We start from the raw sequence: 26,022 nt of genomic DNA, 5'->3' as shown, positions 1-26,022 counted from the left end.
ATGTTGCTTGTTGGTCTTATTAAAGGGATGAGCATATTCCATTTTATTTTCGCTTTAGCGATATGTTTAATCCCAGCCTATATGGCAGAAAATCGTATGCGCAGTGGACCCGCTTGGTTTGCTCTTTCATTAATATTGAGTCCATTGATTTGCATAATCATTTTATTCTCATTAGACACTAATTCGCCAGATCCTGAAGCGGCTGAAAAATACGCTGAAGTAGGTCGGTTAAAAGCTGAATTTGTACAGCTCTACAATGCGCACGAAGCGATCTTATCAAGCCATGAGTATTTTCATGATACTTGGAAAGGGGCTACTGGGATAAGAGCCTTTAGCTATGAGCAATTAGATGCGGCACTACGCTCAGCCAAGGAAGTTATTGCTGCGAGTAAAAATGATGCACAACAAATAGAGCAACTTTAATAGAAACTAATTAGTAAAGCATGGCTGTATCAGACTAACAGCCATGGTTTACATTAACTCAAAATACCTACAGTTTCTGCAAATCTTGATCAAGCAAGGCATCAAGCAACAACTCGCCCTGTTCATTCACTCTAAACTCGCCGTATTGCGCCGCCTCAAAACGCTCGCCTTGGCCTTCTTGAAAAAAGAACGCATTGGTTGCCAGTTTAACTTGGCCGCGCAGTCGAACTTGCAGCAACAGTTCATTTTCAGGCAGTGTACTGGCATCAAGGTAATTGGCTTCAAAGGCAACAAACTGGGCGACTAGATCGGCATTGCGTTTCACCCGCACATAACCATTTAGGTTGTCGCCGTCGGCTTTTGAACGGATCGTTGCCATGATCTGATAATTCAACGTCATGTAATCACCTTGCATTAACGAGCGGGGATCAACCGGCGCCAGTTCAAGGCGCACCACCTCGCCCTCTGCTAACCAAGCCTCACGTTTAACGATATCCCAATTGATCATCGCCAATAGGCCTACACTTAATAGCAGCACTGCGGCGATACTCAACTTTACTTGCCGTAATGATTTCATAACGCCTCCTGCGATGTGACTGAACTTGACTGAGACAGGTAACGATTAAGCCCCCAGCGCGCCAATAACAGCACAGCACCTAACGCGGTCAATAATAGGGATTTTTCCAGCAGGCTCACACTAAGGGAGTAATAATAGGCGCTAATAAACAGTGGAATGCTGAAAATAGCTAACGCCGTGAATACCTTATCGCGCAGTTGTAAGCCCAATAATAAAAACAGCACCGCCGTGCTTAGCCCCGTTAATGGCACGGCTAGCGCGCCAATCACCACCACAGTGGCCATCGCGCCGTAGCCTACAGGCGTCGATAACGAGATTTGCCTTTGCGCAAAAATATGGCGCACCAACAACAAACTGGCCAGTAGGCTCAGTGACCAAGGCAATAGCCAAGACCAAATGGATAATTCACCGATAGTCGCGCTGAAAAAATCTAACTCCGACGCGCCAAGGCTTAACAAACCTTGTGCCAGTAAGGTCCAGCTCGCAAAGCCATAGGCCAAAGTACACAAGCGGCCATAATGCGCGCCGAAGCGCTCTAAATTCAGACATAACACTATCGCTAACACCAGCATCACTAGCGGCATCACGCTCATCATCTGCCATTGATACAGTAAGCCAGTAATACAGCCAGCAATGCCAATGCTATTTAAAAACACACTCAAGCGATTATTAATAAATGCGCTGTGAACAATCAGCAATGCACCAAAACTGAAAAACCAAGCTTGCTCACTGCGATAGCCCAGTATTTCTGACAGTCCCCAGCCAACGCCCAGTAAGCCACTTAAACCAAACACGAGAGCCAGCTGAGTAACAAAGACCTGTTGTTGCAGCGATTTACGGTCCAGTACCGCACCAATCACCACAAAGATGGCACCAATGAACAAGATCCCCTCGTCAAGCACTTCACCCAATGACAACGCCAAAAAGCTGCCCATAAAGCCGAGTAAGAACAAGGCTGCCACCCAGCCAGCAAAGCCCTGTAAAATGCCTAAATACCAAGGTGGCATTAATGGCTGATCAGGTAGAGGCGACGCAGTATCAACGCAGCTCGCTTGCTGCAAGACTTGCCATAATTGCGCATGTTCAGTTTTCATTGGCTGACCTTCCCATTGAGCTCGGCGGCGTTAAACAAGGCGCGCATTTTGGTTAACCAAACCGATACCCCCGCTGTCGCGCCCACGATATACATGGCTAAAAAGAAAAAAACGCCCACCTCACTGCTGGCATCAAACATATTCCGCCCTAGCCAAACCGTGCTCACCGCAATGGCACTAAAGCACACCAAGGCCAGCGGTAATAACTGTTTAAAGACAAAACGCGATAGCAAAAACACTGTCGCACTGTAGAGCAAATAAAAGCTAAAAGGGGAAGAATCGCCAATTTCAAGAGCTTGCCAGCAGCCGTACCAAGTCAGCGCCACCAGCGCCAATAAAATACTAAGAGACTGACAAATAGGCGCATTTAAGCGTGTAATATTAAGTTGTTGCACGGCCAAGAAAGCCAAATAAACCATGCCATTGAATAAACTTATCGCAACTAACACAAATACATAAGAATCAAAAAACCACCAAGCCAGCGGCCAAGTATGAAAATACAACACTAAAGTAAGGTTGATTAATGCCAATAGCTTAAGCCACAACAAATCAAAGCCCGCCAACCACGCCAGTGGTAGCAAACACAGCGACCAAATAGCAAACAACTGCCAAGGATCAGCGCCGGTTTGATAGGTTTGCCCCACCAATGCTAATAGCGCGCCAATCATCAAGCTTAAACCCAGCAAGCTGGCATTGGCCTTAGTCGCGCCTAAACCTCTAGGGTTGATATCACGCTCTTGCCAGCGCAACCCGCCATAAGCCAAGGCGCAAATCAGCAACAAGCCTTGCACGAGTGCAAACTTGCCAAATTTACCTAACTCTTGCCAATTGAAGGCGAAAAAGATGATTACGCCCGCGCCAATAAACAACACACCCAACCAAAGTAATAATTGCCCTATCACCTCACGCCACGCCACGTCAGGTTGCGCCTCGCCAGCCAGCGTCAACGCTTTGGGCATGTGCTCAGCCTTGATTTCACCTTGTTGATACCAAGCCCACACTTGGTCACGCAGATTACTCATTTGTCTTCCCCTATCTGGCTAATATTGCCAGTTAACTGAAGATGATATTAGCGCTTATTGTTAAGGGATGTAATAGCAGGGTCGATTAGTTGCTTTGAGAAAAGGGAGTGAACAGGTGGCTCAAATTTGTAAGAGCGGTATTTATACCGCGATTGAGCGCTAAATATTATTAAATTCAAAACGACAATTTAGGTAGGCATTGACCATCGCAATCTTCATTTTTATATTGTTTTATTTTTTCGAACACCTTGCTGCCATCAGCCCCCCGAATCGAGTCTTCAGGAAGGTGCCTCACGCTGTTTTCGATCATCGACTCGGCAAAAGATAGGGCTTCTGCGTATCTTTCATCCCGAATAGCCTTTGCAATAACCAAATAATCAAGGGTATCTATGAGATCATTACTGTAACCCGCTTCGATATTACGATTCAATTCATCAAACGCTAGATACTTATAACTTTCTCCCCCAGCGAAAAAACCCAACGCCATAAAAAAGACGGCGGCTACTATTTTCTGCTTCATGCTAGCCCTTACCTTACATATATTTGAGGAATTTCGAGTAAATCTGAAAGCACCTCTGGTTGCTTAGGTTTATATCCCTATACGCTTTGCGTTTTCACCCCTGAAAACGAAATTTAGCAGTAAAAATATACTTTGTCCTCTCATAATAAGCTTATATAAACTGAGGTTAATTAGTTTTGGTTAACACCAAACCATACCAGCCTCTCACGACTGGTATGGTTTATAAAAATCACACAGCAATCAGCCTACAACCCACAATCCGCAGGCGAGCTGTTATCTTTGGGCCAGCGCGCCGTCGGATTGGCTAAATCCAGCGCAATAAAGTCTAAGCCTTCGCTCATATTCGCTGGCGGAAGGTCGGTTTCTAACACATACATCCCTGGTGTCACGCTCCCCTTGGTCGCGTTAGCAGCAGCTTGACTCGCGGCTAAGTCGGAATAACGTAGCCCGAACAGGTCAAAATACGGCTGCCAGTTTTTTGCGGTTAAATGGCTCAAGGCCACCAGCATAAAATCGTTACCCGGTATGCTCGACACATTACGACCGCCATAAGTGGCATCGCCAGAGTAAGCAAATTGGGCAAAGCCTAAGCTGGCTTTTTGCGCATCCCAACTAGCTTGATCGCGCGCGGCATCGGCAAAAATGCGGCTGTATTGATACATCAAGGTGAATAAGTGAAAACCGTTCTCTAGCTGGCTGCCATCACGCAGTACCGCTTTATGGTTTTGCAACGCTAATTGAATATAAAACGCCATGCGATAGCCATTGTGAGTGGCGTAAGCATTACTGGCCCACGGCCCTTCAAAACGATCGCCAGTGTCTAACGCGCGACAGCGACTGCCGAGTACCACGCGATCGCCTTGGCCATTTTTCAGTGCCAAGGCGTCAGACATAAACACATAAAATAAGTCTTTATGATTCATATGACCATCCGTGATCGTGCTGGTTTGCAAGTCGCGCTGGTAATGGGCGCGCCATTTAACAAAGTAAGGGAAAATATTGTTGGAGTTCTCCCCCGCACGTGAACCGTATTGCGCCCAATCATTGCGACCCGCTGCGGCGACGTATTGCACATTCAACTTGTTGGTTTGCAGGTTATGACCCAGTTCGTGGTTATCACCCCAACCGGTTGGCGAAATACTCCAAGATGCATCCCAAGGATTGCCGCTACAGCCTGCGCCACAATGGGCACTTTGATCGTAGTTAGCATGTTGGATTAACTGGCGTGTATGTAGCCCAGTATCAACACAGACATCGCGGCCAAATAAGCCGGTGCAACTGGCTAGCACATCTGCCGGCAATGACTCGGCCAAGGTTTGACCTTGTACCTTAAAGCCAGCCAAGGTGTAAACCGCGCCGATGTGATCTTGTTGTACTGATTTTAATAGCGCAGTTACTGCAGAGGCATCAACGGCGCTGCCGGCCAAAAATTTATCGCGACGCATGTGCTGCTCAGCGCCTTCGGTGCGCAAGTCAACATGGGGGATTTTTGTGTTCAACATCAGCTGCGTAAAGCGTGCCACTTGTGCGTCATCACTAGGGTCTAAAATCGCCGGATGAAAGCTAATGCCTTGGGCTTTCACATTCACCCGATACGGCGCTTCACCGCCTTGAATATATAGATAAATGGGGCCGCCATAGGGGCTACTAAAGGTGGTGGTTTCACCTGCCGCCAACGATAAACGAGACTGCTCTAGCTCTAATGGCGAGTAATAACTAGCGCCGCTAAAAACGCGGTTAGTGTTTGATCTATGGTAGTTAAGTTTGATCTTTACATTGGCACTATTGCTATCAAGGCGCGTTAAGCTAATGGTTTGCCCGGGTAGCGCATACCAACCCGTGGTGGTCCATTGGCCTTGATAAGGCACTTCAACCCACTGGGTTTGCTCTGCAGTCGCGGGATAAGCATAGTGACTATTGCTACCTTGTTTAACTTGGCTTCTGTCCACCACAAATTGGCCTAAATCAGGCTGGGCAGCATTTTTAGCACGGGCATAGCTTACCAGCCAATCAGCAAGTAGCGCCTCAGAAAAGGCTTTTGGCTGCGCCAAGGTAATCGGGTAATCAATTTGCTGGCGGTATTTATCTGCTAATAGCAGGGCGGTTTTCAGTACACGATAGCTCGATGCTGAAGTGTCGTTAAAAACATCTAAGCCCCAATTATCAACGGCAATGGCACCTGACCGCAGCCAGTCTGCCGCGTTTTTAAACTCGGCACTGAAGGTTGCATCACCACAATTGATATAGTTAGTGTTACAAGCTAACACGCTGTCACTGGCAACCTGTCCTTGGCCGTATTTTGTTAATAATGTCGCGACCTTACTAAGGTCGGCATCTGCTGCCATCTGCTCACTTGGCAATGCATTCACCACTTGATGCTTAGACCAATAGTTACCACTGGTGTGCAGTGCCATATATCGGTACAAGTCTGCACTCATGGCGCTGGCTTGGCGGCGATAATTAGCCACCAGCAATGGGATTTTGTTACGTTTTGCTAATTCAATGGCAGGCTCAAGGGCGGCGTTACCACGTTCTTCGCGATCAATATCACTAAGAATAATTAAATCGGGCTGCTGCTGATTAATACAATCCAACAAGGCTTCATAGTCACAGGTATTAGCAGAATTAATCTGATAGCGATCGGCAAAGTGAGTATCTAACCAACTGCGGATCCGCTCATTATGAGGGAAATACCAGCTGTCAGCGTTAGACGGCACATGACTGGTAATCACCTTTAGCTGACCACTAGAAAGATCGCGCGCGGTTAGCCAAGTAAGCAAGTTTTTTAATAACTGGTCGGTTTCGGCATTGGTATTAACCGCAAATAAATTAGCCGCCATGGCACTATATCGATGACCATTTTTCTCTCCCGCAACGATCAATCCCGCTTCTGAAGGGTCGCCACCGCCGTTTTGATTGGCGCGCAATACAATGGTGCTTTGGCTGGGATCAACCACACTAAAAGTGATGCTGTCGTGACTAGGATACCAAGTTAGCGGAGTCGTAATAGCTTGCGCAATTTTAACCTCGTTAACACTGGCACTCTCTTGGTTGCTTCGAGACAGAGGCGCAATATTACCTTGATAAATCTGAGTTAAACGGCTCTGTTGCACTCGTCCAAGCTCAGTAATTTGCTGCAGAGCAAAGCTAATTAGCTCTGTTTCAGAGGCCAAACGATGATCGCCCCGTTGCAATGCGAGCTCTGGGTTGGAGATAAATTCGGCTTGGATCTGACAATTTTGCACTGCGTTAAACTGATACTGCATCGCAGATAATTGACCACCACAGCCTTGGATATTCAATAGTTGATAGCCCGAGCTTGCTTGAACGCTAACACTGACACTTTCACCCTGTGATACTTGCAGTTGGGCTGGTGTAATTTGCCCGCCTTGATTACTGCTGCTGGTAATAACTACCTGAGCAATAGGCGCATTGGTAGGGGCAACACTCGGTATAATAGTAGGGGCAATAGTCGGAGCAATAGTCGGAGCAATAGTCGGAGCAATAGTCGGTGCAATAGTCGGAGCAATAGTCGGTGCAATACTCGGTGTAATAGTCGGAGCAATAGTCGGTGCAATACTCGGTGTAATAGTCGGTGCAGTACTCGGTGTAATAGTCGGTGCAACACTCGGTGTAATAGTAGGGGCAATAGTCGGAGTAATAGTCGGTGCAATACTAGGGGCTAATGTTGGCTCAGCACTTGGGCTAACACTAGGGGCAATACTAGGTGCGATTTCTGAGCCACCATTATCACCGCTCGCATCATTTCCTCCAGAGCCACCACCACAGGCTGCTAAACTAAACAATACGCCTGTTAGCGCAAAAACTTTACCTGTATTGAACCAATCCAAATCAACCACCTAATGCTTTAGTATTAAACGGTGGTGAATATAATCCAATATAAGGATAATTGTCAGTAGAGATACTTAAAGCTGCAATATAGATCACTGATGCATGCAAAAATATAGCGAGACAAAAACAGCAAACCAGATAAAAAGCCTATATTTCAGAGCCTTTATAAACCGGTTTCGCACTCATATTGATTCAAGGCCACAAGTTAACCTTAAGTTTGCAACTTTGCGATCAAGCCCATTTCAAACCAAGCTTGCAACGCACTTAGCACTTGCTGCGGGGCTTGTTCGACGTCGAAAAACTGCATCATCAATTCACATTGCTCAGCGAAATTACGACCTTGGATAAAACCCATTAGTAGTTCATGTTGAAAAGGTGCGAGGGAGATAAATTCGGTCAACCGAGTATCGCCACGCCATAATAGCCAGTGTCGAGTAGCACTATAATCCGGTGCAGTGGGCGTTTGCTCTGCTTTAATACTTTGCCATGCCTCAACCGCATTACTTTGGCAACTGTAAATCTGTACGCTAGGATGAAACCGCAACTGACAACGGGGCCAATCTGGCACAGGTAGCTGCTGTAAATCACTAAAGCCAAGGCGCTGTGCATCTGGCGCATCAAAAGCATTAAGCAAGCGGCGCTCAAAGGCAGCAATGTCGGCTAAAATGGGATGCTCAGAAAAAGGCATTTTCTGAGCTAAGAATGTCGGTAAAGCATCGCAAAAATCCCGTAATGAGGGCACCGTTGAAGGGTGTTGCTGGATGTAACCGCGCGTCATTTGGTCAAATAAGTCATCACCTAAATAAAGGCCAAGCACTTCGTGGTCAGTTTCGATGGTTTCGGTTAAACGAATGCGATAGGCATTGCGATAAATCGCCAGCCGCGTATCTACTGTAATTCTGCCTTGCGCAATAACATGTGGCTGAAATGATGCTGTTTCACCTGTGTTTAGATAATCCATAAAGGCGTGTTGCAATTGGCGTAATGATTCACTCATACCGCTTGCCCTTGTGCTAATGCCATCGCATCAAGGGTGCGAGTCGATAAATGGGGAAATTGTTTAGCGGCCAACATTGCCGCTTGCTGCAGCTCTTGTTGCAGTGCTGGAAATTCGGGAATATTGCCATCGCGTTCAATCATGGTACTGACCAAACCAAAACGCTGCAGCGCTTGTTGATACAACTGCCAAACCGGCTCTACTACGTCTTGATCGTGGGTATCAATCACATAGTCGCCGTAGTCGCTATGGCCCGCGAGATGAAATTGCTGTACTCGCTTAGGATTGATCTTGCTTAGGTATTCGAGGGGATCAAAGCCATGATTGCGGGCGCTGACGTAAATATTATTTATATCGAGCAAAATCAAACAATCGGCTTGCTCGGCGAGCGCGTTTAAGAAATCCCACTCGTCCATGGTCGAATCATGATATGACAAATAGCTTGATACGTTTTCCAGTAAAATACGCCGCCCGAGAAAATCTTGCACTTGCCCTACTCGCGCTGCGACATGGTTAATGGTGTCTTGCGTGTAAGGCAACGGCAATAAATCATGGCTGTTTTGACCGTGCACAGAAGTCCAACATAAGTGATCGGAAATCCATTTTGGCTGCACTTCATTAGCGAGTTTTTTCAGTGCTTTAAGATAATCCATGTTCAGCGGGTCAGTGCCGCCAATGGACATAGACACGCCATGCATTACCAAGGGATATTGCTCGGCAATGGCATGTAAATAATATTTCGGTTTACCGCCTGCCACCATAAAATTTTCTGATAGCACTTCAAACCAATCCACCAATGGCTGATGCTGCAAAACATGCTCAAAATGGGCGGTGCGCAAGCCAAGGCCAAAGCCTAAAAAGTCGAGAGTCAGTTGATCGTTTACCATGTTATTCCTAACAAATGGAAGTTATCAGAACAGCTTGCCTATCAACTAAATAGTGAAAGGCAAGCTGAAGGCCACTTGCAAGGGCTAGGCGCTAGTTTTACCGCCAATGTCAGCACAAGATTTTTCAGATGTATTAACAAAACCTTGGCCTTTACAGCTAGCATGACCTGCACACGCATTATCCGCGGTTTTACAATCGTTGTGGCCTTTACAAGTATTCACGCCATAACATTGCACTAACTCAGCTTTGGTTGTTTCGCCTTTCCAATCATCTTTCACTTTACCGCCAACATCACCACAGGCTTTGCTTGGCATCGCAACAAAACCTTGGCCTTTACAACTGGCTTGACCGGCACAGGCATTAGCTGCTGTTTTACAATCATTATGTCCACCGCATACATTCACACCATAACAATGGATTAAGTCCGCTGAGCTAGCAGCCGCTTTTTCCGTGCTACCAGCATGAGCCAGCTGTGACATACCAGCCATTGCCATCGCAAGAGCTGCACCAGTAAAGACATTTTGCGCTGTTTTGTTCATTATTCGTTCCTCATTGCTCGCATGTAGGCTTACCCTGTGGGCGACCATTGTGCTAACTAAGTTAATTATCAATTAATTGAGGTTATACGTACCTAATGCCATTACACCGCCAGCAACAAAATAGATACCCAACCCTAACAAACCTGCAACATACAGGTAATAAGATAGACCTCAGCCGATAGAAAAAACTTTCGTGCGATAATGAAAAATTTATAAATATTACTTTCGGAATAGACTAACTTTAAATGAGTTTGACGGTTCTTTTTCATACTGCTGTAATCGTCGCTCAATTAGCGAAGTAGAAAGAGTATTTATGATCAGTGTCGCAGAGGAAAATTATGGCAGCTAACCTCAGCAGCAAAGAAAAGCGTATTTTATCCGAGCTTATTATTCCGCCCCAGCCCAATACATTAATCAAGCTGTTAGAGGAAGCAGATAAGAAAGAGCCGAGAATTGACGTGCTCGCCGAGCTCATCGCTTCAGATATGGCGATGTCTGGCGTGATATTACAGCTCGTTAACTCTGCCGAATATATGCTTTATAAAAAGGTGACATCCGTACACAAAGCCGTGCTAATGCTCGGCCTTGCCCGCACCATTCCGTTAGTCAAAGCGATAGCATTAAAAAATGCTTTCGAACAAAGCCCCGCACTGGTGGACTTTTGGCAACAAATTAATCAGCTCGGCCTGGTTTGTATCCGTATCGCAAAACTATTAAAAAAGCCGCAACTGGCTGAGACGGCTTATATGTTAAGCCTATTTCACATGGCTGGGATCCCTGTCATGATCGTGTCGTTTGATAACTACGAAACGGACATGCTGCCACGGGCAACACAAATCGGTTGGTACAACTTATTAACAGAAGAGAGGGACTACTATGGCTCTTCCCACTCAACGGTAGCCGCCATGTTGGCGCAACGCTGGCAGCTACCCAAACAGCTGATTGAAATTATTTTCCATCAATACGATTTAGCGCATTTAACGCGCTGTAAAAACGTCAGTACCACTGGTTTAGATTTAATATCAATTATCAAAATAGCCCGAAGAGTCTGCTTGCCCCAAGGTGAAATTGAATGGAAAACATGTGAACAAATCATACTTTCTCAGCTGCAATTGGACCAAGAGCAGCTTGATAACTTATTTAACGAGTTATCACCTAATAAATCTTAACTAACCTCAGTTCTGTTTAAGCCTATCGCCTAAATGAATAGTATGTTTGTGCCACAAAGTTTCGTTTTCAGGGATGAAAACGCCAAGCGTATAGGGACATATACCCAAGCAATATCAAGACGTAAAGTTCAATGTTATTTTCTGAGTCTTGCTTGGTTCTATTCACCGCGTGTTGGCGGTGGAAAAATACTATTTCGATTATCCAAAATTCAAGTTAACTAACCCAAGTACTGGCGCTACGAAATAGTATTAACGTCCGCTTCAGATAATCCTAAATCTGCCAACCAGCGCTGGTGAAATCCTTGCATTTTCAGGTGCCGTTTAGACGCTTGATGATCGCGCTGCTCTTGCTGCGAATGAAAAGGTCCGGCTTGGCAACGTTCGCAATAAGGCAAATTTGTTTCTGTCTCTGGGTCTGCAGCCTGTAATGATGTAGCTAAGGCCGAAGGAAGCGTCTGTTGACACTGATTCAACCGCCATACATAAGTGTAACTCGCTGTGTCTCTTACAAATTTATCACGATCGACATTACGCATTTGATAACCGGGAAATTGCTCAAATAAAAATGGCATCTTACCCAAAAACTGTAAATCGGTTTTTAAGTGTAGGCTATGTTCAATATCCCACTCGCTATAAGGCTTAACCTCTTTTGAGCTGATATAGATAAGGCCCGCGCCGTTAGGATCAAGGCCAACCTGCTGGGAATGCAATAAAAACTGATGCAGCAATCGGCGATTACGCAAATTACTGTCGATTCTGCCGTGGGCTTCAAACTCAGCTTTAGAGGTGAACCCTGGCACCAAAGGAAATTGAAACACAATTAAATCAAACTGCTGATGAGCAACAACCAAGGCTTGCCATTGCTCTGGATTTGTCACATCAAATTCAGTTAATACTTGCACCGGATGAGCTTGTTGCGCCTGCAGTAATTGCAACAGATATTGCTCACCATACTTAGAGGCAAGCGTTGTTTCACTGTCGTAAATAGTCGCGCACAAATAGTGGGGAGGAAAATGTTTGGCTAACGCAGCTGAAAATGAAAAATCACCATCCCCAACCACTAGAATTCGCCAATTAGGATCCAGAAACATAATGCGCCTTTAGTAATCAAAACGGGCATATTACAAAGGCGCTTAAGACGTAGCAAGTTTACCGTCTTTTAGTCACGCCTAAACTCGGTATTCGACGCCTAACTGGTTCATGGTTTTAACTATTTGCGCTGGCATGTCTTGTAACCCTAACACCATTTGCACGCCACCCGCTTCAATGGCCGCCTTGGGCATACCAAAAATAACTGAGCTGGCTTCATCTTGCGCCATGGTAATACCGCCAGCGTGAGCAATATCTAACATCCCCAGCGCACCATCTTTACCCATTCCCGTTAAAATAACCCCAAGCGCATTTTGTCCTGCAGCTTGTGCAACTGATTGAAACATCACGTCGACTGAAGGTTTATGACCACTTACTCGCTCACCATCAATGAGTTTGATTCGATAATCAGCACCGCTGCGTACCACCAGTAAATGCAAATCACCCGGTGCAAGATAAGCACAACCTGGTAGTAAACGCTCACCATCTTGCGCTTCTTTTACTGAAATCGCACAGTGTGTATTTAAACGTTCAGCAAACGTTTTGGTAAAGCCTGGCGGCATATGCTGGGTAAACACTATCGCGGGACTGTCTACAGGCATTTGTGATAACAGAGATTTTAATGCCTCTGTTCCGCCCGTAGAGGCGCCAATAGCAATAATTTTTTCCGTGGTTTTAAATTTAAAAGTATAAGGGCTAGGGCTTGGTTTAAGTGGTCGTTGCTGTAACTTAGCGCTCGCCACCGAGCGGATTTTAGCCACAATTTCACACCGATAATCTTCAATACCTTTTGCTATGTCTAATTTAGGTTTAGGAAAAAAGTCTACCGCGCCCAACTCCAATGCTTTTAATGTTACGTCTGCCCCCTGCTCGGTCAAACTTGATACCATGAGTACGGGTGTCGGCCTGGCTTTCATTAGGCGGTCTAAAAAAGTTAAGCCATCCACTTTGGGCATTTCAACATCAAGGGTGATCACATCAGGGCTGTAAGTATTCACCATGTCTTTAGCGATATAAGCATCGGGCGCAGCCCCCACTAATATAAAGTCAGATTCCGCACGCACTATTTCACTTAATAAGCTGCGAATTAGAGCGGAATCATCAACTACTAATACTTTTATTTTTTTAGTCATTAAACAACTCCACTTCACCACTCTCTGGCTGCGCTCGTAGTTTCAATCTATAAGCACTTTCACGATCAATAATGGTGCTGTTATGCAGATTTTTAATCTTGCGCACCATAACTCGACCTGAGTCAGGGAAAAAATAGACCTTACGCGGGTAAATATCGAGCAAGTCACAGGCAAGAATCGGAATCTGCTCCCTTGTTAAGTAATCTTGTACAAATTCTGCGTTACGTTCGCCGACATTAACGGTCGTAAATCCTTTTAACACATTACCGCCACCGAACACTTTGGCCTCAAGGCGCTCTTTTTTTGCCCCTAACTTTAATAGGTGGTTAATGAGTATTTCCATAGCATAAACGCCATAGCGAGCAGATTCAGATAATATGCCTTCCTGCAGAGTGTTATCTTGTGGCAGCAAAAAATGATTCATCCCGGCAATGCCTAACAATGGGTCGCGCAGACACACAGATACGCACGACCCGAGCACGGTGACAATTAAAGTATTTTGTTTAGTAGCAAAGTACTCACCGGGTAATATTTTTACGGCATCACAATCAAAATGCCGATCAAAATATCGGTTCGGCGCCAAATGCGGGTTATTAACGTCAAATGTAAACAATCTTACCTCGCTGCTAAATTAGGATAGTAAGTAGTGCGTCCGGCAGGTTTAACTAAGTGACTAGCATGACCAAAGTTTTCCGAATGCCCGGCAATATAAAGGCCATCCGCAGGTAAAAGTTGGACCATACGCGCTAAAATTTGTAATTGAGTCGGACGGTCAAAATAAATCATCACATTGCGGCAGAAAATCACATCAATCGGCCCCTTGACCGACCACTGCGGTTTAAGCAAATTAAGTTGCCTAAAATCGATCATTTTTTGCAATTCTGGCACTACTTTAACCAAGCCGGCCTGCGCACCTTTACCCTTGAAAAAAAACTGTTTACAACGCTCCGCTGACAGGGTTTTAATGCGATCGAGTTGATAAATGCCCGCTTGGGCCTTTTGCAACACCTGGCTATCAATGTCTGACGCAATGATTTTCACCGGCCCGTCAAAGCGGCCAAAGGTTTCAGCTACCACCATGGCGATAGAATAGGGCTCTTCACCAGTACTACTTGCAGCACACCAAATAGTGCGCGTTTGCGGGTGGGTAATTAAATACTCCTTTAGCACGTCAAAATGGTGAGGCTCACGAAAAAATGAAGTTAAGTTCGTGGTAAGGGCATTGATAAATAGCTCTTCTTCTGCCGGATGCTGATTGAGATAACCTAAATACTGAGTAAAACCAGTTAACTTCAACGCCCTTACCCGTCGCGCTAACCGGCTATACACCATCGAGTCTTTGCTGTCTGCTAAACGGATCCCCGTTAATTGGTATAACAAACTTCGAGCGGCATCAAAGTCCGCCTTGCCGTAACTAAACTCTCTGTCGCTCCAACTATCTGCTTGTGTCATGAGCTAAGCTCTCCGTCGTTCCAACTAAGCTATCCGCTGCTATCATGGGCTGAACACTCTGTTGCTCCAATTCACCTCGGTGTCATGGACTAGACGCCGGATCAGTATTAGCATCAAAAGCTTTCCCACTCATCATCATCGGATTTCGCCGGTTTCACAGGCGCGCGATTCAACGTTGGAGTGGTTGATAATGATCGAGAGTTAAAAGTCGCCCTACTTGGTTGAGGTGCAGCAAGCTGCATATGTTGGCTGTCATCTAACTTGAATTGGGCGACATTACGGGCCATTTGCGCCGCTTGCGATAGCAAGCTTTCTGCTGCTGCGGCGGCTTCTTCAACCAACGCTGCGTTTTGCTGCGTCATTTCATCCATTTGATTAACCGCTTTACCTACTTCATCAAGACCGGAAGCTTGTTCGGTGGAAGCAGCAGCGATTTCAGCCATGATGTCGTTTACCCGCTTAATTGAGGTGACAATTTCTTTCATGGTATCGCCCGATTTCCCCACCAGCTCATTACCGTTATTAATTTTTCCGACTGAGTCTGAAATCAGTGCTTTAATATCTTTCGCGGCATTGGCCGAGCGCTGCGCTAAGGTTCTCACTTCTGATGCCACCACGGCAAAGCCACGCCCTTGCTCACCGGCACGCGCCGCTTCAACCGCAGCATTTAACGCCAGAATATTGGTTTGGAAGGCAATACCATCAATTACCCCTATGATGTCGGAAATTTTCTGCGATGATTCATTAATGGAGGCCATGGTTTTAACCACTTGCTCTATTAATTCACCGCCATTAACCGCCACTTCCGAGGCCTTGGCTGACAGCGTATTTGCTTGTCTGGCGTTATCAGCATTTTGACGCACGGTGCCGGTGAGCTCTTCCATGCTCGACGCGGTTTCCTCTAAGCTTGACGCTTGCTGTTCAGTGCGACTGGAAAGATCAGTATTGCCTTGCGAAATTTCGCTGGAAGCTGTGTTAATGGTATCTGCGGCTTGGCGGATCTCTCCGAGCATTTGAGAGAGGTTTTGCGCCGTTTGGTTACAGCCATTTTTAAGGGATTCAAATGTCCCTTGATAATCCGCTTCGACCCGTTCGGTCAAGTCACCTTCTGATATCGCCTTGAGCACACGGCCGATATCACTTAGACCACTTTCGGTGGTGCGTAGCAATGAATTTAACCCTTCAGACAGCTTTAAGAAAAAGCCTTCTTTACCTTCTGTCGACACCAGGCTGCTAAAATCACCTGCCGCTGCGGCTTCTACCACAGAGCTTACTTCCGCCTCGATAAACTCTTCTTGAGTGCGATCTAGCCACTCCACGACTGAACCTAAACGCGAGCCATCTTTGGCAAAAATAGGGTTCGCCACCAATCTAAAATGACGCGTTCCAACCACAATATTGGCGGTATAAGATTTGGTTAATTTTTCTAGTAAGTTCATTTGATGCGCAGGATTTTGGTGGAATATATCCATATTACTACCCACAATTTTTTCCACCGAAAAATTGGGTAGCACTGCTTTTAAATCGGCTTCGGCAGCACGTAACATGGTTTCTACCGACTTGTTCATATAAATAATCTTGCGCTCGGTATCAGCGATCATCACATTGGTCGTGGTGGTATCAAGTGCACCAAGAATACGACTGAGCTCTTGCTCTGCTGCCACCTCTTTAGTGCGATCTATCCACTCCACCACCGAACCTAAGCGACCACCGTTGTCATCAAAAATCGGGTTCGCAATCAGGCGAAAACTGCGTCCTGCGACCAAAATATTACCCACATAGGTTTTTTCTAACTTAGCCAATAACTGGCGCTGGTGAGAGGGGTCTTTATGGAAAATATCCATATTGCTGCCCAGCAGCGTATCCACTGAAAAGTGCGGCAGCGCCTTGCGCAAATCAGACTCTGCTTCACTTAGCATGCGCTTAACAGCTTGGTTCATGAAGATAATATTGCGATCAACATCAGCCACCATCACGTTAGATGACGTTGCCTCAAGAGCAGAAGTAACTCTTAGTGAGAGTAACTCATGCTTTTTCAACTCTGTGAGATCGTGCCATTCGACTGACGTGCCGAGGGATTCGCCTAGTTCGTTACGCAATGGGTTAAGCACTAACTTAAAACAGCGCCCCCCCACTTTAATTTCAGCAACGTGCGTACGAGAAAGCTGGCCAAGAATATTTTGTTGATGCTGCGGCTGTTGGTGAAAAACATCTATGCTGCTTCCCACCATAGAAGCCACTGAAAAGTGAGGCAAGTCTTTGCGAATGTCGTCTTGTGCGTCGGTCAGTAAACGAACCACTGATTTGTTGGCGTACACAATGTTGCGCTGAGCATCGGCAATCATAAAGCAAGTGCTACTGTTGTCTAATGCCAGGCTAGCACGGGCTAACGACTTTTGTTGTTCACTATTTCCAAACCAAGATGCGATACCCATAGTTATCCCTCCAGCGCCACCGCATTATTATCAAATAAGCCCAGCTCTTGGCTGGAAATTAATTTTTCAATATTCAGTAAAATAATCATTTGTTCATTCACCGGCGCAAGGCCATATAGATATTGGCTATCAAAGGCCACACCAAACTCAGGTGGGGGTTTGATATCAGTAGCTTGCATATTGATGACATCAGACACAGCATCAACGACGATGCCAACAATACGCTCATTAATGTGTAACATGATGACGATGGTGAACTCGTTGTAACTGGCTTCACCAACATTAAACTTCAGCCGCAAATCAACAATAGGCACAATGTCGCCGCGCAGGTTTAGCACACCTTTAATGAATGCGGGCGCATTGGCAATTTTGGTCACGGGTTCATAACCTCTAATTTCACGCACTTTCATAATATCTAAACCGTAATGCTCATCCCCTAAGGTAAAAGTTAAATACTCTAGGGAGACGGTATCTTGGCTCATTTGAGCCACTGCTTGCTGATTATTCATACCCATTCCTTCACGACTTCAGACTCCTCTACACGCAGGGCGAGAGACTCTGCATCTAAGATCAACGCGACGCTGCCATCGCCCATTATGGTCGCCCCTGCAACGCCCGGTACACGCCGATAGTGCTGCTCTAAACTTTTGATCACGACCTGTTGCTGACCGATTAATTCATCCACTAACAGGGCAAAGCGGGTTTTGCTGGTTTCAATTAAAACTAAAATGCCCTCGTTGGCATGGTCTGACTTAGGCTCAACTTCCATCACTTGATGCAGCCGCACAATCGGCCAGTAGGCGTCGCGTAAGTCCAGCACTTGCTGATTACCAATGCGCTTCAGTTGCGATACTGCGGGTTGCACTGATTCGATGATATTCACCAACGGAATAATGAACATTTGTCCACCAACCGCAATAGACATGCCATCAAGAATCGCTAAGGTTAAAGGCAATCGAATTTGAAAAGACGAGCCAAAGCCCGCTTGTGACTCAATTTCTAAGCGTCCGCCCATCGACTCGATGTTTCGTTTCACCACATCCATACCTACGCCGCGGCCCGATACATCGGTCACCTCTGCAGCGGTTGAGAAACCCGCCGACATAATCAACTGCCATACTTGCTGATCGGTTGGATTTTCCGGTACATCAATATGATTCTCATCGGCTTTGGCAAGAATACGATCGCGATTTAGGCCGCCACCATCATCGAGTACCGAAATAAAAATATTGCCGCCTTTTTGTTCTGCTTTAAGTATGAGCTGTCCCATTTCAGGCTTGTCACGAGCGGCTCTGATCTCAGGCAATTCGATACCGTGATCTAAGCTATTGCGTACAAGATGCGTTAACGGGTCCACCAGCCGCTCAATCAACCCTTTATCTATTTCTGTTTGTCCACCTTGAATTCGTAAGTCGACTTTTTTGTGTAGTTTCTTGGATAGGTCTCTGACCACACGAGGAAAGCGATTAAAAACAAATGACATTGGCAACATGCGAATCGACATAATGCCCTCTTGTAGTTCGCGTGTGTTGCGCTCTAACTCCGACAGTGCGCCATGTAAGCGCTCAGCGGTTGGACCAGTGAGCTCATCACCAATAAGATTGAGCATTGATTGCGTGATCACGAGCTCACCGACTAAGTTAACGAGACTATCTATTTTTGCAATATCAACGCGAATACTACTCGCTTCAGCACTTTCAGGTTTTGCTTTGACATCCTCTTTAGCAAAAGTGACAGCTGCTAATTTAGCGGTAATAGGAGGCTGCTCACTCATGACTGCAGCTGGCGAGTTAATTGGTATATCATTAACACTTACGCTAACAGGATTCGACGCATCACTGATATCAAGCTTAACCTCTACTGGACCTAATGGAGCAAAAAAGCCGAAACCTTCATCATCAACATGATCTGACTCAGCTGCATTTGCGATTGGCTCAAAAAAACCAAAGCCCTCATCACTATCATTTTCAACTGCAGTGGTAGCTCCCTCGACCTGCTCCTCGGTTGTATTGGCTAACGGCTCAAAAAAGCCAAAATCTTCGTCATTTTCGCCAGCTTCAACCTCTACGCTAATTGAGCTCGCTAATGGCTTAGAAGATGACGAAGCCAAATTTAAAGGAACAAAAAAACCATAGCCTTGGGCTTTATTTTCAACTTCGGGCTGACTGGCAGGATCTAAAATCAGCTCTAAATCGGCAGTCGCTGTGTTCACTAGAGCCCAATCAGGATCAGTGGCCTCAGAATAGCTTTTTAATAGTGTGCGCAGGATGTCAACGGCACTTAATAAACCGTCGATAACTTGCGCCGAAAATTGAAATTTACCTTGGCGAGCGCGGTCAAAGATGTTTTCCATCACATGGGTAACGGTGATCAAAGCATCAAAGGCAAACATACCGCTGCCCCCTTTAATGGAATGAGCTGCGCGGAAAATACTATTAAGTTCTTCGAGATCGGGACTGCTGGGATCGAGCGCTAACAATAAATGCTCCATCTCGTCTAAATGCTCGTGACTTTCCTCAATAAAAACGCCATGAAACTGGCTCATATCCATCGACATAATCTGCCCCAACTTTGGTCTAGTGTTTTACCCCAACACCCTTGCAGCAACTTGAAGTAACTTGCTAGGATCAAAGGGTTTTACCATCCAGCCTGTGGCGCCTGCAGCCTTACCTTTCGCTTTCATTTCCTCGCTGGCTTCTGTGGTTAGTACGACAATGGGCTTGCTGCGATAAGTTGCGAGCCCTCTCAATGATTTAATCAACGTTAAACCGTCCATTCTCGGCATATTTTGATCCGTTAGGACAAAGTCAAAACTTTTGGTTTTACATAAATCAAATGCTTCTTGACCGTCTTTCGCCAAAGTGACTTGATAGCTTGCTGACTTTAAAGTCGCTTCGACCATTTGGCGAATTGCCGCTGAATCATCAACAATTAAAATGCTTTTACTCATGGTTAATTACTTCCAACTAGTACCACCCGAATAGCATTACCGGGTGCAATAATTTCAAGGGAATCAGCTAAGTGCTCAATGAGTCTTAAGCCTCGGCCATAGCTTTTTGATAAGTCAGTGTCTTTAATGTCGCCATGCAAGAAACCATGACCACTGTCTTTGATGTAAATGTCTAAACGACTTAACGCACTTTGCCACTGCACTTTCAGCTCTACTTTATGCTCTATCGTCAGTGCTTTTACTCTTTGCTCTTTCTGCTCATAGAAGGTCAAAAAGCCATTTTCTTGTGACTTAACTTCACTGCTAAGCCCTAGCACACCATGTTCAAACGCATTCATATAGAGCTCAGTTAATACAGTGAAAACTTTTTGCACCAAAGGCAAAGGCAATTGCCTAGCTAACAAGTCGGAAAAGTGCCCCGGTATATCAAGTAATTCTAGCGCCGCGCCACACAAGGTATGCTCAATCAGAAAGCCGCTTTGTTGCTCTATCGGGATTGATCGATTGGCTTTAGGCGATTGGATAATGTTATGAGTATTGATTTGTACAATTGAGATATCGTCAGATGCTGGAGGGCAGTCAACGTTGAAGTATTTCTTCACGCCATCAAGTGGGTTTCCCGGCATATTAAGTAGCGGAATCAGCGCCTCTTGGCTCAGCAGTTCACCATTATTGGATAAGGTTTCAATTACGCCATCACTAAACATAATAATACGTTGGTTATCTCTTAGCTCTATCCGCTCAGGATGAACACTGAATAGAGTATCGGGTAGGATACCCAACGCCATATTGTCAGAGTCAAGTTGCTTAACTAGTTGCCCATTCTCGTCAAGCACTAATACAGGTGGCATCGAACCATTCCAAATATCAATAATCTTACTGGCAGGTTGAATATGCAGGATGATTACAGCGACAAAGCGATCTTGCGGCAACAAACGGGTTAACTTACTGTTGATCTCAAAGACGATATTAGAAAGGGGTAAGGCCTTTTCTGCCATGGCTTTAAATATGGGTACCACTGGCATTAACGAAACCGCCGCTGTTAAGCCATGTCCCATGGCATCAGCCAGCATCACATAATCACTGCCATCTACGCCTTGGCAGTTAATGACACTATCACCACTGAATTGCGAAGAGGGCTTGACCCAGTAATGGATCGCATCAACATCTGAGCGGATCTTGGCAAACATGGCTCCTATTAAGTGCCTAGCAAGCGCCTGTTCCTGTAACTCTGCATCGCGCCATTGGTTTAATGCTTCACGTTGTTCATTGTTTAGCTTTTCGAGGCGACGTTGATGAACCGATTTCTTCATCTTTAGCCAAAGTAAATCCATATTGACCGGTTTTAATGCGTAGTCATCAATACCTTGATTAAACGCCCTGAGGAAGAAGTCTGCATCGTCATTAGCACTAACCATGATCACTGCCGTCGCTTTTAGCTGCTCTTTAATCATCGGCAGCAAGGTCACCCCTTCCCCATCGGTAAGATGGTTATCAAGCAATATGACATCAAAATGTTGCTGTGGCCGAGAAATAACGTTACTCGCATCCTCTAAAGTTAAACAGGTGGTCGTTACCACCCCTTTTTCTTTAAGGAAATGCTGATACATCAGCGTAAATACGGTGCTGTCTTCTACGACCAGCACCGAATAAGGCGGGCTAATATTAAGTGAAGGGTTAGAGAAAGGCATACAGTTTTGCCATGTTAGCCATTTCTAAGATATCCAAGGCGTTGCCTTGGGCGCCACGAATGACTAACTTAGCTTGTGCAGATTCCTCATTCTTTTTAGACATTAACACGAGCATCCCCAGCGCCGAGCTATCAAGATACTGAACTTGAGAAAAATCGAGTTCTATTTCTTTTAGGTCGGATTTAGCAAGGAGTAGGTCTAAGTCTTGGTTAAAAACTCTGTGATAGTGAAAATCAAATTTGTTTGGTAGCCGGATGCTATGTTTTTCCATTTAAGTTTCCTTTGCTCACACAGGGTGATTAAAAAAAGTTCACTCCGCCACTGGCCATTGAGCTGGCAGAGACAGGATTAGATTTTTCAGCTTTAAACCGCACCAGACCATCTATAACCCTTTGTAATTTTCCGGCATCCATTAAATTTTCAGACACCATTAATTCATGTAACTGAGTATTTATGGCGCTTAATTGTGAGGCGGTAAAACTGAGGTGCTGTGAATTAATGTCGCCAAACTGCAGACCTCGCATAGCATCATATAAAGACTGCTGCAGTAACTTGTTATGCTCTTCTAGCGCGGTGGCGTGGCCTTTGTTACGCGACGCATTGGTCATGAGTAATTCAATGGCGTTATGGACATTTTTTTTCGCTTCCATCACATACGTTACATCCTGAGAAGCCACTTCGCCAATATCATGGGTTAACGCTTCGATTTGATCTGCCATGTTTTTCAGTTTCTGCTGAATTTGATGACTAAACCCTGCCGAGCGAGTTGAAAGGGACCGAACTTCATCAGCTACAACTGCAAAACCTCGACCCGCTTCACCTGCTCGCGCTGCTTCAATTGCCGCATTTAATGCCAGTAAATTAGTTTGAGAGGCGATTTGATCGATGTCTTGCATGGCTTTAACAACATCAGGTACCAAGCGATTAATTTTGTCTACTTTTTCAACTAAATCCATCGAGGCGGCAGACATATTGACAGTAGTTTCAACAAACTGCTCTAAGGTGGTACTGGTTTCATTGGCAAAAACCGCCATCCAAGAATCACCACTTTCATCAACCTCCGATGCCAATAAGTGCACGACTCGCTCACTTTGTAATTCAGCAAGCTCTTTCAGCTGAGTAAAGGCCGTGGTGAGGGTTTCAACGGCATCCGATTGAGTACTGTTAACATCATCCACGCCACGTTTACATTCAGCTAAGGTGTCGGCAATATCTTGCAACAAACGCTGTTGCAGTTGTAAAGTTTGAGGCTCAGTGTGATGATATTCTTGCTTATTTTCTTCTGTCTTAGCTTGCGATGCCTGCAGCGCCAATACACCCGATGCCGTGCTAATGATGACTGCGACAACCACAACCCAAACAGCTGGAAGCAAATTAAGTAAGGCAATACTGACCAATAGTGCAATGAAGGCCCCAAATGCTAAGCGCATCGTAGAAATCGACATAAAAGCCCTCCCTATTAATAGATATATTAATCCAGCCTGTAGTTTTTCAGTTTAGTCAGAAAAACACAGCTGTGATGTTTTTTTTATCAGAATTTTCTTTTTGTTTGCTTCCACTCTCATTTTATTTATTTCTTCAAGGAGGAAATTGCAGTTACTGAAATAACCCGCTAAAACAGAGTTATATTTAACTTGTTCATTTTTTTAGCAGGTCGCATTCACGCCATGCCCTCACCTAGCTAAACGCCTATTATTAGTTGCGAGGTTTCCTTATGGCGACTGTCATTGACAGCTCCCTTTTTCATTCAATGAAGGAAGAGGCTGCTCAGCCGTGGTCTATTCAGCTTAAAAGTCAGCGCTTTTCTTGTTCAGCACTGCTTGCTAAGCAACTTGAACTGGCCTCAAACAATGTGCCTCTTAGTCAGTTTGTGGCTTTGTGCGACGTAAGCCAAACGCATCTATTAAAGCTAGCGATGAAATCAGCCTGTGAGCAAGGCTTAGCAACGCAACTGCGCCTGATCATTAGTGTTACAAAACAACGTTACTTGGCAGAGTACATTATTACGAAAGGGGATGTGGGCGCAGCTAACCTTCATGGCCACTTAAAATTACTTCAGTGCTACCTCAGTCACGAACAAGAAACTACTTTGCTCAAAACACTTTTTAATGAAGCAAAAAATGGCTTAATGGTCGCTGATACTAACCATCATATATTGATGGTTAATAAGGAATTTTGTCGGGAAACTGAATTTTCGGAAATGGAGCTACTCGGCACCCATGCTGGCGTAATTAAAAGTTCGCGATACGATAGCGATTTTTACAGCAAGCTTTGGGATGCAGTTAATCAGCATGGCTACTGGGAAGGAGAGTTACTAGCACAAACGAAACATGGCGACAGTTATGCGCACCACGCTTTAATCAAACGCATCATGCTTGCTAACAATACGAAGGTATATGCCACCACCACACGTAAGCTTGATGTTTCATTAGCAGCCTTATCAAACCAACAAGCGATTGAGCCTCATATTCGATTGCCCGATAAAAAGGCATTCAGTGTCGAACTTGAGCGTCTTTATCAAAGTCTACCAAGTAATCAAACAATTGTTTGTATCGCCTTTAATGCCAATATGAGCACTTCAATTAGCGACGATATGAAAGCTTGGTTAATCTCACAGCGATTTGACTCGATGGCTTTTAATGGTTTTCTTGGGCAAATAAATCCATCGCTGTTCGGCTTGTGTTGGTGCAGTGAAAAAAAGGTCGATATCATCAACACAACCCTCTGGTCTATTATTCGTCGCTTAGTGGGCACACGTAAAGATGATGCCTTAAAACTTGCTCCGGTGATGACAGTAGGTTGCTCAGTGTTAGCCTTAGATGCAACCAGCCCCAAACAGCTATTAGCTCATGCTATCCAGTCTTTAATTGCTAATCAGCAGCAACTTAGCTCGACACTCTATTATTTTGATCGCCGCTTAAGCCACCGCTTTGAACGCGTTACAGTGTTAACTAAGTTACTCGATAACGCCCTGCAGGCTGAGCGAATCGAAGTGTTTTATCAGCCTATTGTCACTTTGCCAGATCTCAAGGTTGTGAAGTTTGAAGCCTTATTTCGAACCCACCTAGACACGGATATGGAATACTCAACCCAAGAATTAATTCAAATTGCGGAGAAAAACCTTTGGATCGATCGAATTGATGCCACGGTGGCACGCCAAGCTTTACAAGATTTGCCCAAGTTGCAGCGCCACTTCAACAATCCAAACTTAGAAATGTCTATTAATCGCTCTTTGCACAATGATCTCGTCAGCCAAAGCTGCTTAGAAGAAACACTACAAATCCTCTCTTACTCTGGCGTCGACTTAAATCATGTCACATTAGAGCTCACTGAATCCGCTTTTTTTCAAGATCTTACACGACAAAAACAATGGATAAATAAATTAAATGAAATAGGAATTAAAATTGCGATCGATGATTTCGGTACCGGCTACTCATCTTTTTCCTATTTACTTAATCTACCAGTGAATATTGTTAAAATTGACAAACTATTTGTTGATAATCTTAAAGAAAACAGCTGCGAACTTGCCATGATTGAAATGTTATCTGCCCTCACGCACAAAATTGGCGGCAAGGTTATTGTGGAAGGCGTGGAGTCCGTTCAACAGTTAAACTTATTATCAAAGGTTAACGTGGACATGCTTCAGGGTTACTTATTTAGTAAACCAAGAAACTTAGCGGACACGCTTCAATTGGAATCGGAAAATACTTTCGTCCATTTAACACCTCATGTTTATTGTCACGCAGAGCTAACCGCGGCCGATATAATGGAAAAGGATTTTATTGCCATTAGCCTAGACGATAGGTTGAGAAAGGTTAAACAGCTCTTTGCTCAGCATCCTGTTGAGCACCTTGTAGTAATTGAAAACAGTCAGTGCCAAGGCGTGGTGACTAGAGCGATGTTATTTCAGGCGCTTAGTCCGTATATAAACACTCAAAGCGAGCAACACCGAGATACCGTTACCTTAAATAAGCGGGTACATCAAATTATAGCAAATAGCCCAAAAACAATGATGACCACCACACCTCTAGAACAATGTAGCCAATGGTTACTCAAGCACAGTCAAGACATCATTATCGTCACCGGCAGTGTAGATGTGTGTATGGGCGTGATCACGGCAAAAGAAATGTTACGGCAGCTCACCCCTAATTAACCTCAGCTTTTTTTAAGCCTAGCAGCATAATGAATACA

The 26,022-nt window shown here is 45.1% G+C and carries 22 protein-coding genes; 3 read left to right on the top strand and 19 right to left on the bottom strand.

The window, feature by feature from the left end; all coding sequences use genetic code 11:
* On the top strand, positions 1-423 hold the full coding sequence (locus tag K6Y31_RS19290) for a hypothetical protein (RefSeq protein ID WP_232800016.1): 423 nt from the start codon (positions 1-3) through the stop codon (positions 421-423).
* Between the two features lie 67 nt (positions 424-490).
* Here the strand turns inward: K6Y31_RS19290 and K6Y31_RS19285 are convergent, their stop codons facing one another.
* The 8 genes from K6Y31_RS19285 to bufA2 all read right to left on the bottom strand — a co-directional run bounded on the left by K6Y31_RS19285 (position 491) and on the right by bufA2 (position 9,912).
* The gene (locus K6Y31_RS19285; protein ID WP_233054674.1) at positions 491-1,000 is read right to left on the bottom strand and encodes a GDYXXLXY domain-containing protein; all 510 of its coding nucleotides are present in this window, start codon (positions 998-1,000) and stop codon (positions 491-493) included.
* The gene (locus K6Y31_RS19280) at positions 997-2,094 is read right to left on the bottom strand and encodes a DUF4401 domain-containing protein (RefSeq protein ID WP_233054673.1); all 1,098 of its coding nucleotides are present in this window, start codon (positions 2,092-2,094) and stop codon (positions 997-999) included. The genes K6Y31_RS19285 and K6Y31_RS19280 overlap by 4 nt, the downstream gene beginning before the upstream one ends.
* On the bottom strand, positions 2,091-3,116 hold the full coding sequence (locus K6Y31_RS19275) for a DUF2157 domain-containing protein (RefSeq protein ID WP_233054672.1): 1,026 nt from the start codon (positions 3,114-3,116) through the stop codon (positions 2,091-2,093). The genes K6Y31_RS19280 and K6Y31_RS19275 overlap by 4 nt, the downstream gene beginning before the upstream one ends.
* 175 nt (positions 3,117-3,291) lie before the next feature.
* Positions 3,292-3,636: a hypothetical protein gene (locus K6Y31_RS19270; protein ID WP_233054671.1), complete on the bottom strand. Its 345-nt coding sequence runs from the start codon at positions 3,634-3,636 to the stop codon at positions 3,292-3,294.
* A gap of 245 nt (positions 3,637-3,881) precedes the next feature.
* Positions 3,882-7,487 carry an ImpA family metalloprotease gene (locus tag K6Y31_RS19265; protein ID WP_233054670.1) on the bottom strand — a complete coding sequence of 1,202 codons (3,606 nt, stop codon included), beginning with the start codon at positions 7,485-7,487 and terminating at the stop codon, positions 3,882-3,884.
* 212 nt (positions 7,488-7,699) lie between these two features.
* Entirely contained in the window at positions 7,700-8,485 is a 786-nt protein-coding gene (locus K6Y31_RS19260) for an HvfC/BufC N-terminal domain-containing protein (protein WP_233054669.1), read from the bottom strand.
* The gene (bufB, locus tag K6Y31_RS19255; protein WP_233054668.1) at positions 8,482-9,372 is read right to left on the bottom strand and encodes an MNIO family bufferin maturase; all 891 of its coding nucleotides are present in this window, start codon (positions 9,370-9,372) and stop codon (positions 8,482-8,484) included. Before bufB ends, K6Y31_RS19260 begins: the two co-directional genes overlap by 4 nt.
* An 84-nt stretch (positions 9,373-9,456) precedes the next feature.
* The gene (gene bufA2 / locus K6Y31_RS19250; protein WP_233054667.1) at positions 9,457-9,912 is read right to left on the bottom strand and encodes a BufA2 family periplasmic bufferin-type metallophore; all 456 of its coding nucleotides are present in this window, start codon (positions 9,910-9,912) and stop codon (positions 9,457-9,459) included.
* A gap of 338 nt (positions 9,913-10,250) precedes the next feature.
* Between bufA2 and K6Y31_RS19245 the strand changes: the two genes are divergently transcribed.
* On the top strand, positions 10,251-11,081 hold the full coding sequence (locus K6Y31_RS19245; RefSeq protein ID WP_233054666.1) for an HDOD domain-containing protein: 831 nt from the start codon (positions 10,251-10,253) through the stop codon (positions 11,079-11,081).
* 236 nt (positions 11,082-11,317) lie between these two features.
* On the opposite strand, the gene K6Y31_RS19240 is transcribed toward K6Y31_RS19245, so the two are convergent.
* The 11 genes from K6Y31_RS19240 to K6Y31_RS19190 form a co-directional block, all read right to left on the bottom strand.
* A complete protein-coding gene (locus K6Y31_RS19240; protein ID WP_233054665.1) occupies positions 11,318-12,172 on the bottom strand; it encodes a class I SAM-dependent methyltransferase in 855 nt (284 codons plus the stop codon).
* 78 nt (positions 12,173-12,250) lie between these two features.
* Entirely contained in the window at positions 12,251-13,303 is a 1,053-nt protein-coding gene (locus K6Y31_RS19235) for a protein-glutamate methylesterase/protein-glutamine glutaminase (RefSeq protein WP_233054664.1), read from the bottom strand.
* Complete coding sequence (gene cheD / locus K6Y31_RS19230; RefSeq protein ID WP_233054663.1) at positions 13,296-13,916, bottom strand: chemoreceptor glutamine deamidase CheD; 621 nt, start codon at positions 13,914-13,916, stop codon at positions 13,296-13,298. Before cheD ends, K6Y31_RS19235 begins: the two co-directional genes overlap by 8 nt.
* 2 nt (positions 13,917-13,918) lie before the next feature.
* On the bottom strand, positions 13,919-14,755 hold the full coding sequence (locus K6Y31_RS19225) for a CheR family methyltransferase (protein ID WP_233054662.1): 837 nt from the start codon (positions 14,753-14,755) through the stop codon (positions 13,919-13,921).
* Positions 14,756-14,868: 113 nt separating this feature from the next.
* A complete protein-coding gene (locus K6Y31_RS19220) occupies positions 14,869-17,190 on the bottom strand; it encodes a methyl-accepting chemotaxis protein (protein ID WP_282560213.1) in 2,322 nt (773 codons plus the stop codon).
* 2 nt (positions 17,191-17,192) lie between these two features.
* Positions 17,193-17,699, bottom strand: a complete 507-nt coding sequence (locus K6Y31_RS19215) for a chemotaxis protein CheW (RefSeq protein WP_233054661.1) — start codon at positions 17,697-17,699, stop codon at positions 17,193-17,195.
* A complete protein-coding gene (locus tag K6Y31_RS19210) occupies positions 17,696-19,747 on the bottom strand; it encodes a chemotaxis protein CheA (protein WP_233054660.1) in 2,052 nt (683 codons plus the stop codon). The genes K6Y31_RS19215 and K6Y31_RS19210 overlap by 4 nt, the downstream gene beginning before the upstream one ends.
* 27 nt (positions 19,748-19,774) lie before the next feature.
* Entirely contained in the window at positions 19,775-20,140 is a 366-nt protein-coding gene (locus K6Y31_RS19205; protein WP_233054659.1) for a response regulator, read from the bottom strand.
* A gap of 2 nt (positions 20,141-20,142) precedes the next feature.
* Positions 20,143-21,831: a fused response regulator/phosphatase gene (locus K6Y31_RS19200; protein ID WP_233054658.1), complete on the bottom strand. Its 1,689-nt coding sequence runs from the start codon at positions 21,829-21,831 to the stop codon at positions 20,143-20,145.
* Positions 21,818-22,102 carry an STAS domain-containing protein gene (locus K6Y31_RS19195; protein WP_233054657.1) on the bottom strand — a complete coding sequence of 95 codons (285 nt, stop codon included), beginning with the start codon at positions 22,100-22,102 and terminating at the stop codon, positions 21,818-21,820. Before K6Y31_RS19195 ends, K6Y31_RS19200 begins: the two co-directional genes overlap by 14 nt.
* A gap of 28 nt (positions 22,103-22,130) precedes the next feature.
* Positions 22,131-23,276, bottom strand: coding sequence for a methyl-accepting chemotaxis protein (locus tag K6Y31_RS19190; protein ID WP_233054656.1), 1,146 nt, complete (start codon positions 23,274-23,276; stop codon positions 22,131-22,133).
* 269 nt (positions 23,277-23,545) lie between these two features.
* On the opposite strand from K6Y31_RS19190, the gene K6Y31_RS19185 reads away from it, so the two are divergent.
* Positions 23,546-25,984, top strand: coding sequence for an EAL domain-containing protein (locus tag K6Y31_RS19185; protein ID WP_233054655.1), 2,439 nt, complete (start codon positions 23,546-23,548; stop codon positions 25,982-25,984).
* Positions 25,985-26,022: the final 38 nt, after the last annotated feature.

Origin of the sequence: Motilimonas cestriensis, assembly GCF_021295315.1 — a bacterium.
Lineage (GTDB): Bacteria > Pseudomonadota > Gammaproteobacteria > Enterobacterales > CBDFNC01 > Motilimonas > Motilimonas cestriensis.
The sequence above is the reverse complement of the archived record's forward strand: the minus strand, read 5'-3'. Positions and strand labels throughout refer to the sequence as shown.

Excerpts from the sequence above, each read along its gene's own strand:
- K6Y31_RS19205 (WP_233054659.1), bottom strand. The coding sequence starts at position 20,140 with ATGAGTAAAAGCATTTTAATTGTTGATGATTCAGCGGCAATTCGCCAA.
- K6Y31_RS19240 (WP_233054665.1), bottom strand. The coding sequence starts at position 12,172 with ATGTTTCTGGATCCTAATTGGCGAATTCTAGTGGTTGGGGATGGTGAT.
- K6Y31_RS19270 (WP_233054671.1), bottom strand. The coding sequence starts at position 3,636 with ATGAAGCAGAAAATAGTAGCCGCCGTCTTTTTTATGGCGTTGGGTTTT.
- K6Y31_RS19215 (WP_233054661.1), bottom strand. The coding sequence starts at position 17,699 with ATGAATAATCAGCAAGCAGTGGCTCAAATGAGCCAAGATACCGTCTCC.
- K6Y31_RS19285 (WP_233054674.1), bottom strand. The coding sequence starts at position 1,000 with ATGAAATCATTACGGCAAGTAAAGTTGAGTATCGCCGCAGTGCTGCTA.
- K6Y31_RS19275 (WP_233054672.1), bottom strand. The coding sequence starts at position 3,116 with ATGAGTAATCTGCGTGACCAAGTGTGGGCTTGGTATCAACAAGGTGAA.
- K6Y31_RS19185 (WP_233054655.1), top strand. The coding sequence starts at position 23,546 with ATGGCGACTGTCATTGACAGCTCCCTTTTTCATTCAATGAAGGAAGAG.
- K6Y31_RS19290 (WP_232800016.1), top strand. The coding sequence starts at position 1 with ATGTTGCTTGTTGGTCTTATTAAAGGGATGAGCATATTCCATTTTATT.
- K6Y31_RS19225 (WP_233054662.1), bottom strand. The coding sequence starts at position 14,755 with ATGACACAAGCAGATAGTTGGAGCGACAGAGAGTTTAGTTACGGCAAG.
- bufA2 (WP_233054667.1), bottom strand. The coding sequence starts at position 9,912 with ATGAACAAAACAGCGCAAAATGTCTTTACTGGTGCAGCTCTTGCGATG.
- K6Y31_RS19220 (WP_282560213.1), bottom strand. The coding sequence starts at position 17,190 with ATGGGTATCGCATCTTGGTTTGGAAATAGTGAACAACAAAAGTCGTTA.
- K6Y31_RS19245 (WP_233054666.1), top strand. The coding sequence starts at position 10,251 with ATGGCAGCTAACCTCAGCAGCAAAGAAAAGCGTATTTTATCCGAGCTT.
- K6Y31_RS19280 (WP_233054673.1), bottom strand. The coding sequence starts at position 2,094 with ATGAAAACTGAACATGCGCAATTATGGCAAGTCTTGCAGCAAGCGAGC.
- K6Y31_RS19190 (WP_233054656.1), bottom strand. The coding sequence starts at position 23,276 with ATGTCGATTTCTACGATGCGCTTAGCATTTGGGGCCTTCATTGCACTA.
- K6Y31_RS19235 (WP_233054664.1), bottom strand. The coding sequence starts at position 13,303 with ATGACTAAAAAAATAAAAGTATTAGTAGTTGATGATTCCGCTCTAATT.
- K6Y31_RS19195 (WP_233054657.1), bottom strand. The coding sequence starts at position 22,102 with ATGGAAAAACATAGCATCCGGCTACCAAACAAATTTGATTTTCACTAT.
- K6Y31_RS19260 (WP_233054669.1), bottom strand. The coding sequence starts at position 8,485 with ATGAGTGAATCATTACGCCAATTGCAACACGCCTTTATGGATTATCTA.
- K6Y31_RS19200 (WP_233054658.1), bottom strand. The coding sequence starts at position 21,831 with ATGCCTTTCTCTAACCCTTCACTTAATATTAGCCCGCCTTATTCGGTG.
- bufB (WP_233054668.1), bottom strand. The coding sequence starts at position 9,372 with ATGGTAAACGATCAACTGACTCTCGACTTTTTAGGCTTTGGCCTTGGC.
- K6Y31_RS19210 (WP_233054660.1), bottom strand. The coding sequence starts at position 19,747 with ATGTCGATGGATATGAGCCAGTTTCATGGCGTTTTTATTGAGGAAAGT.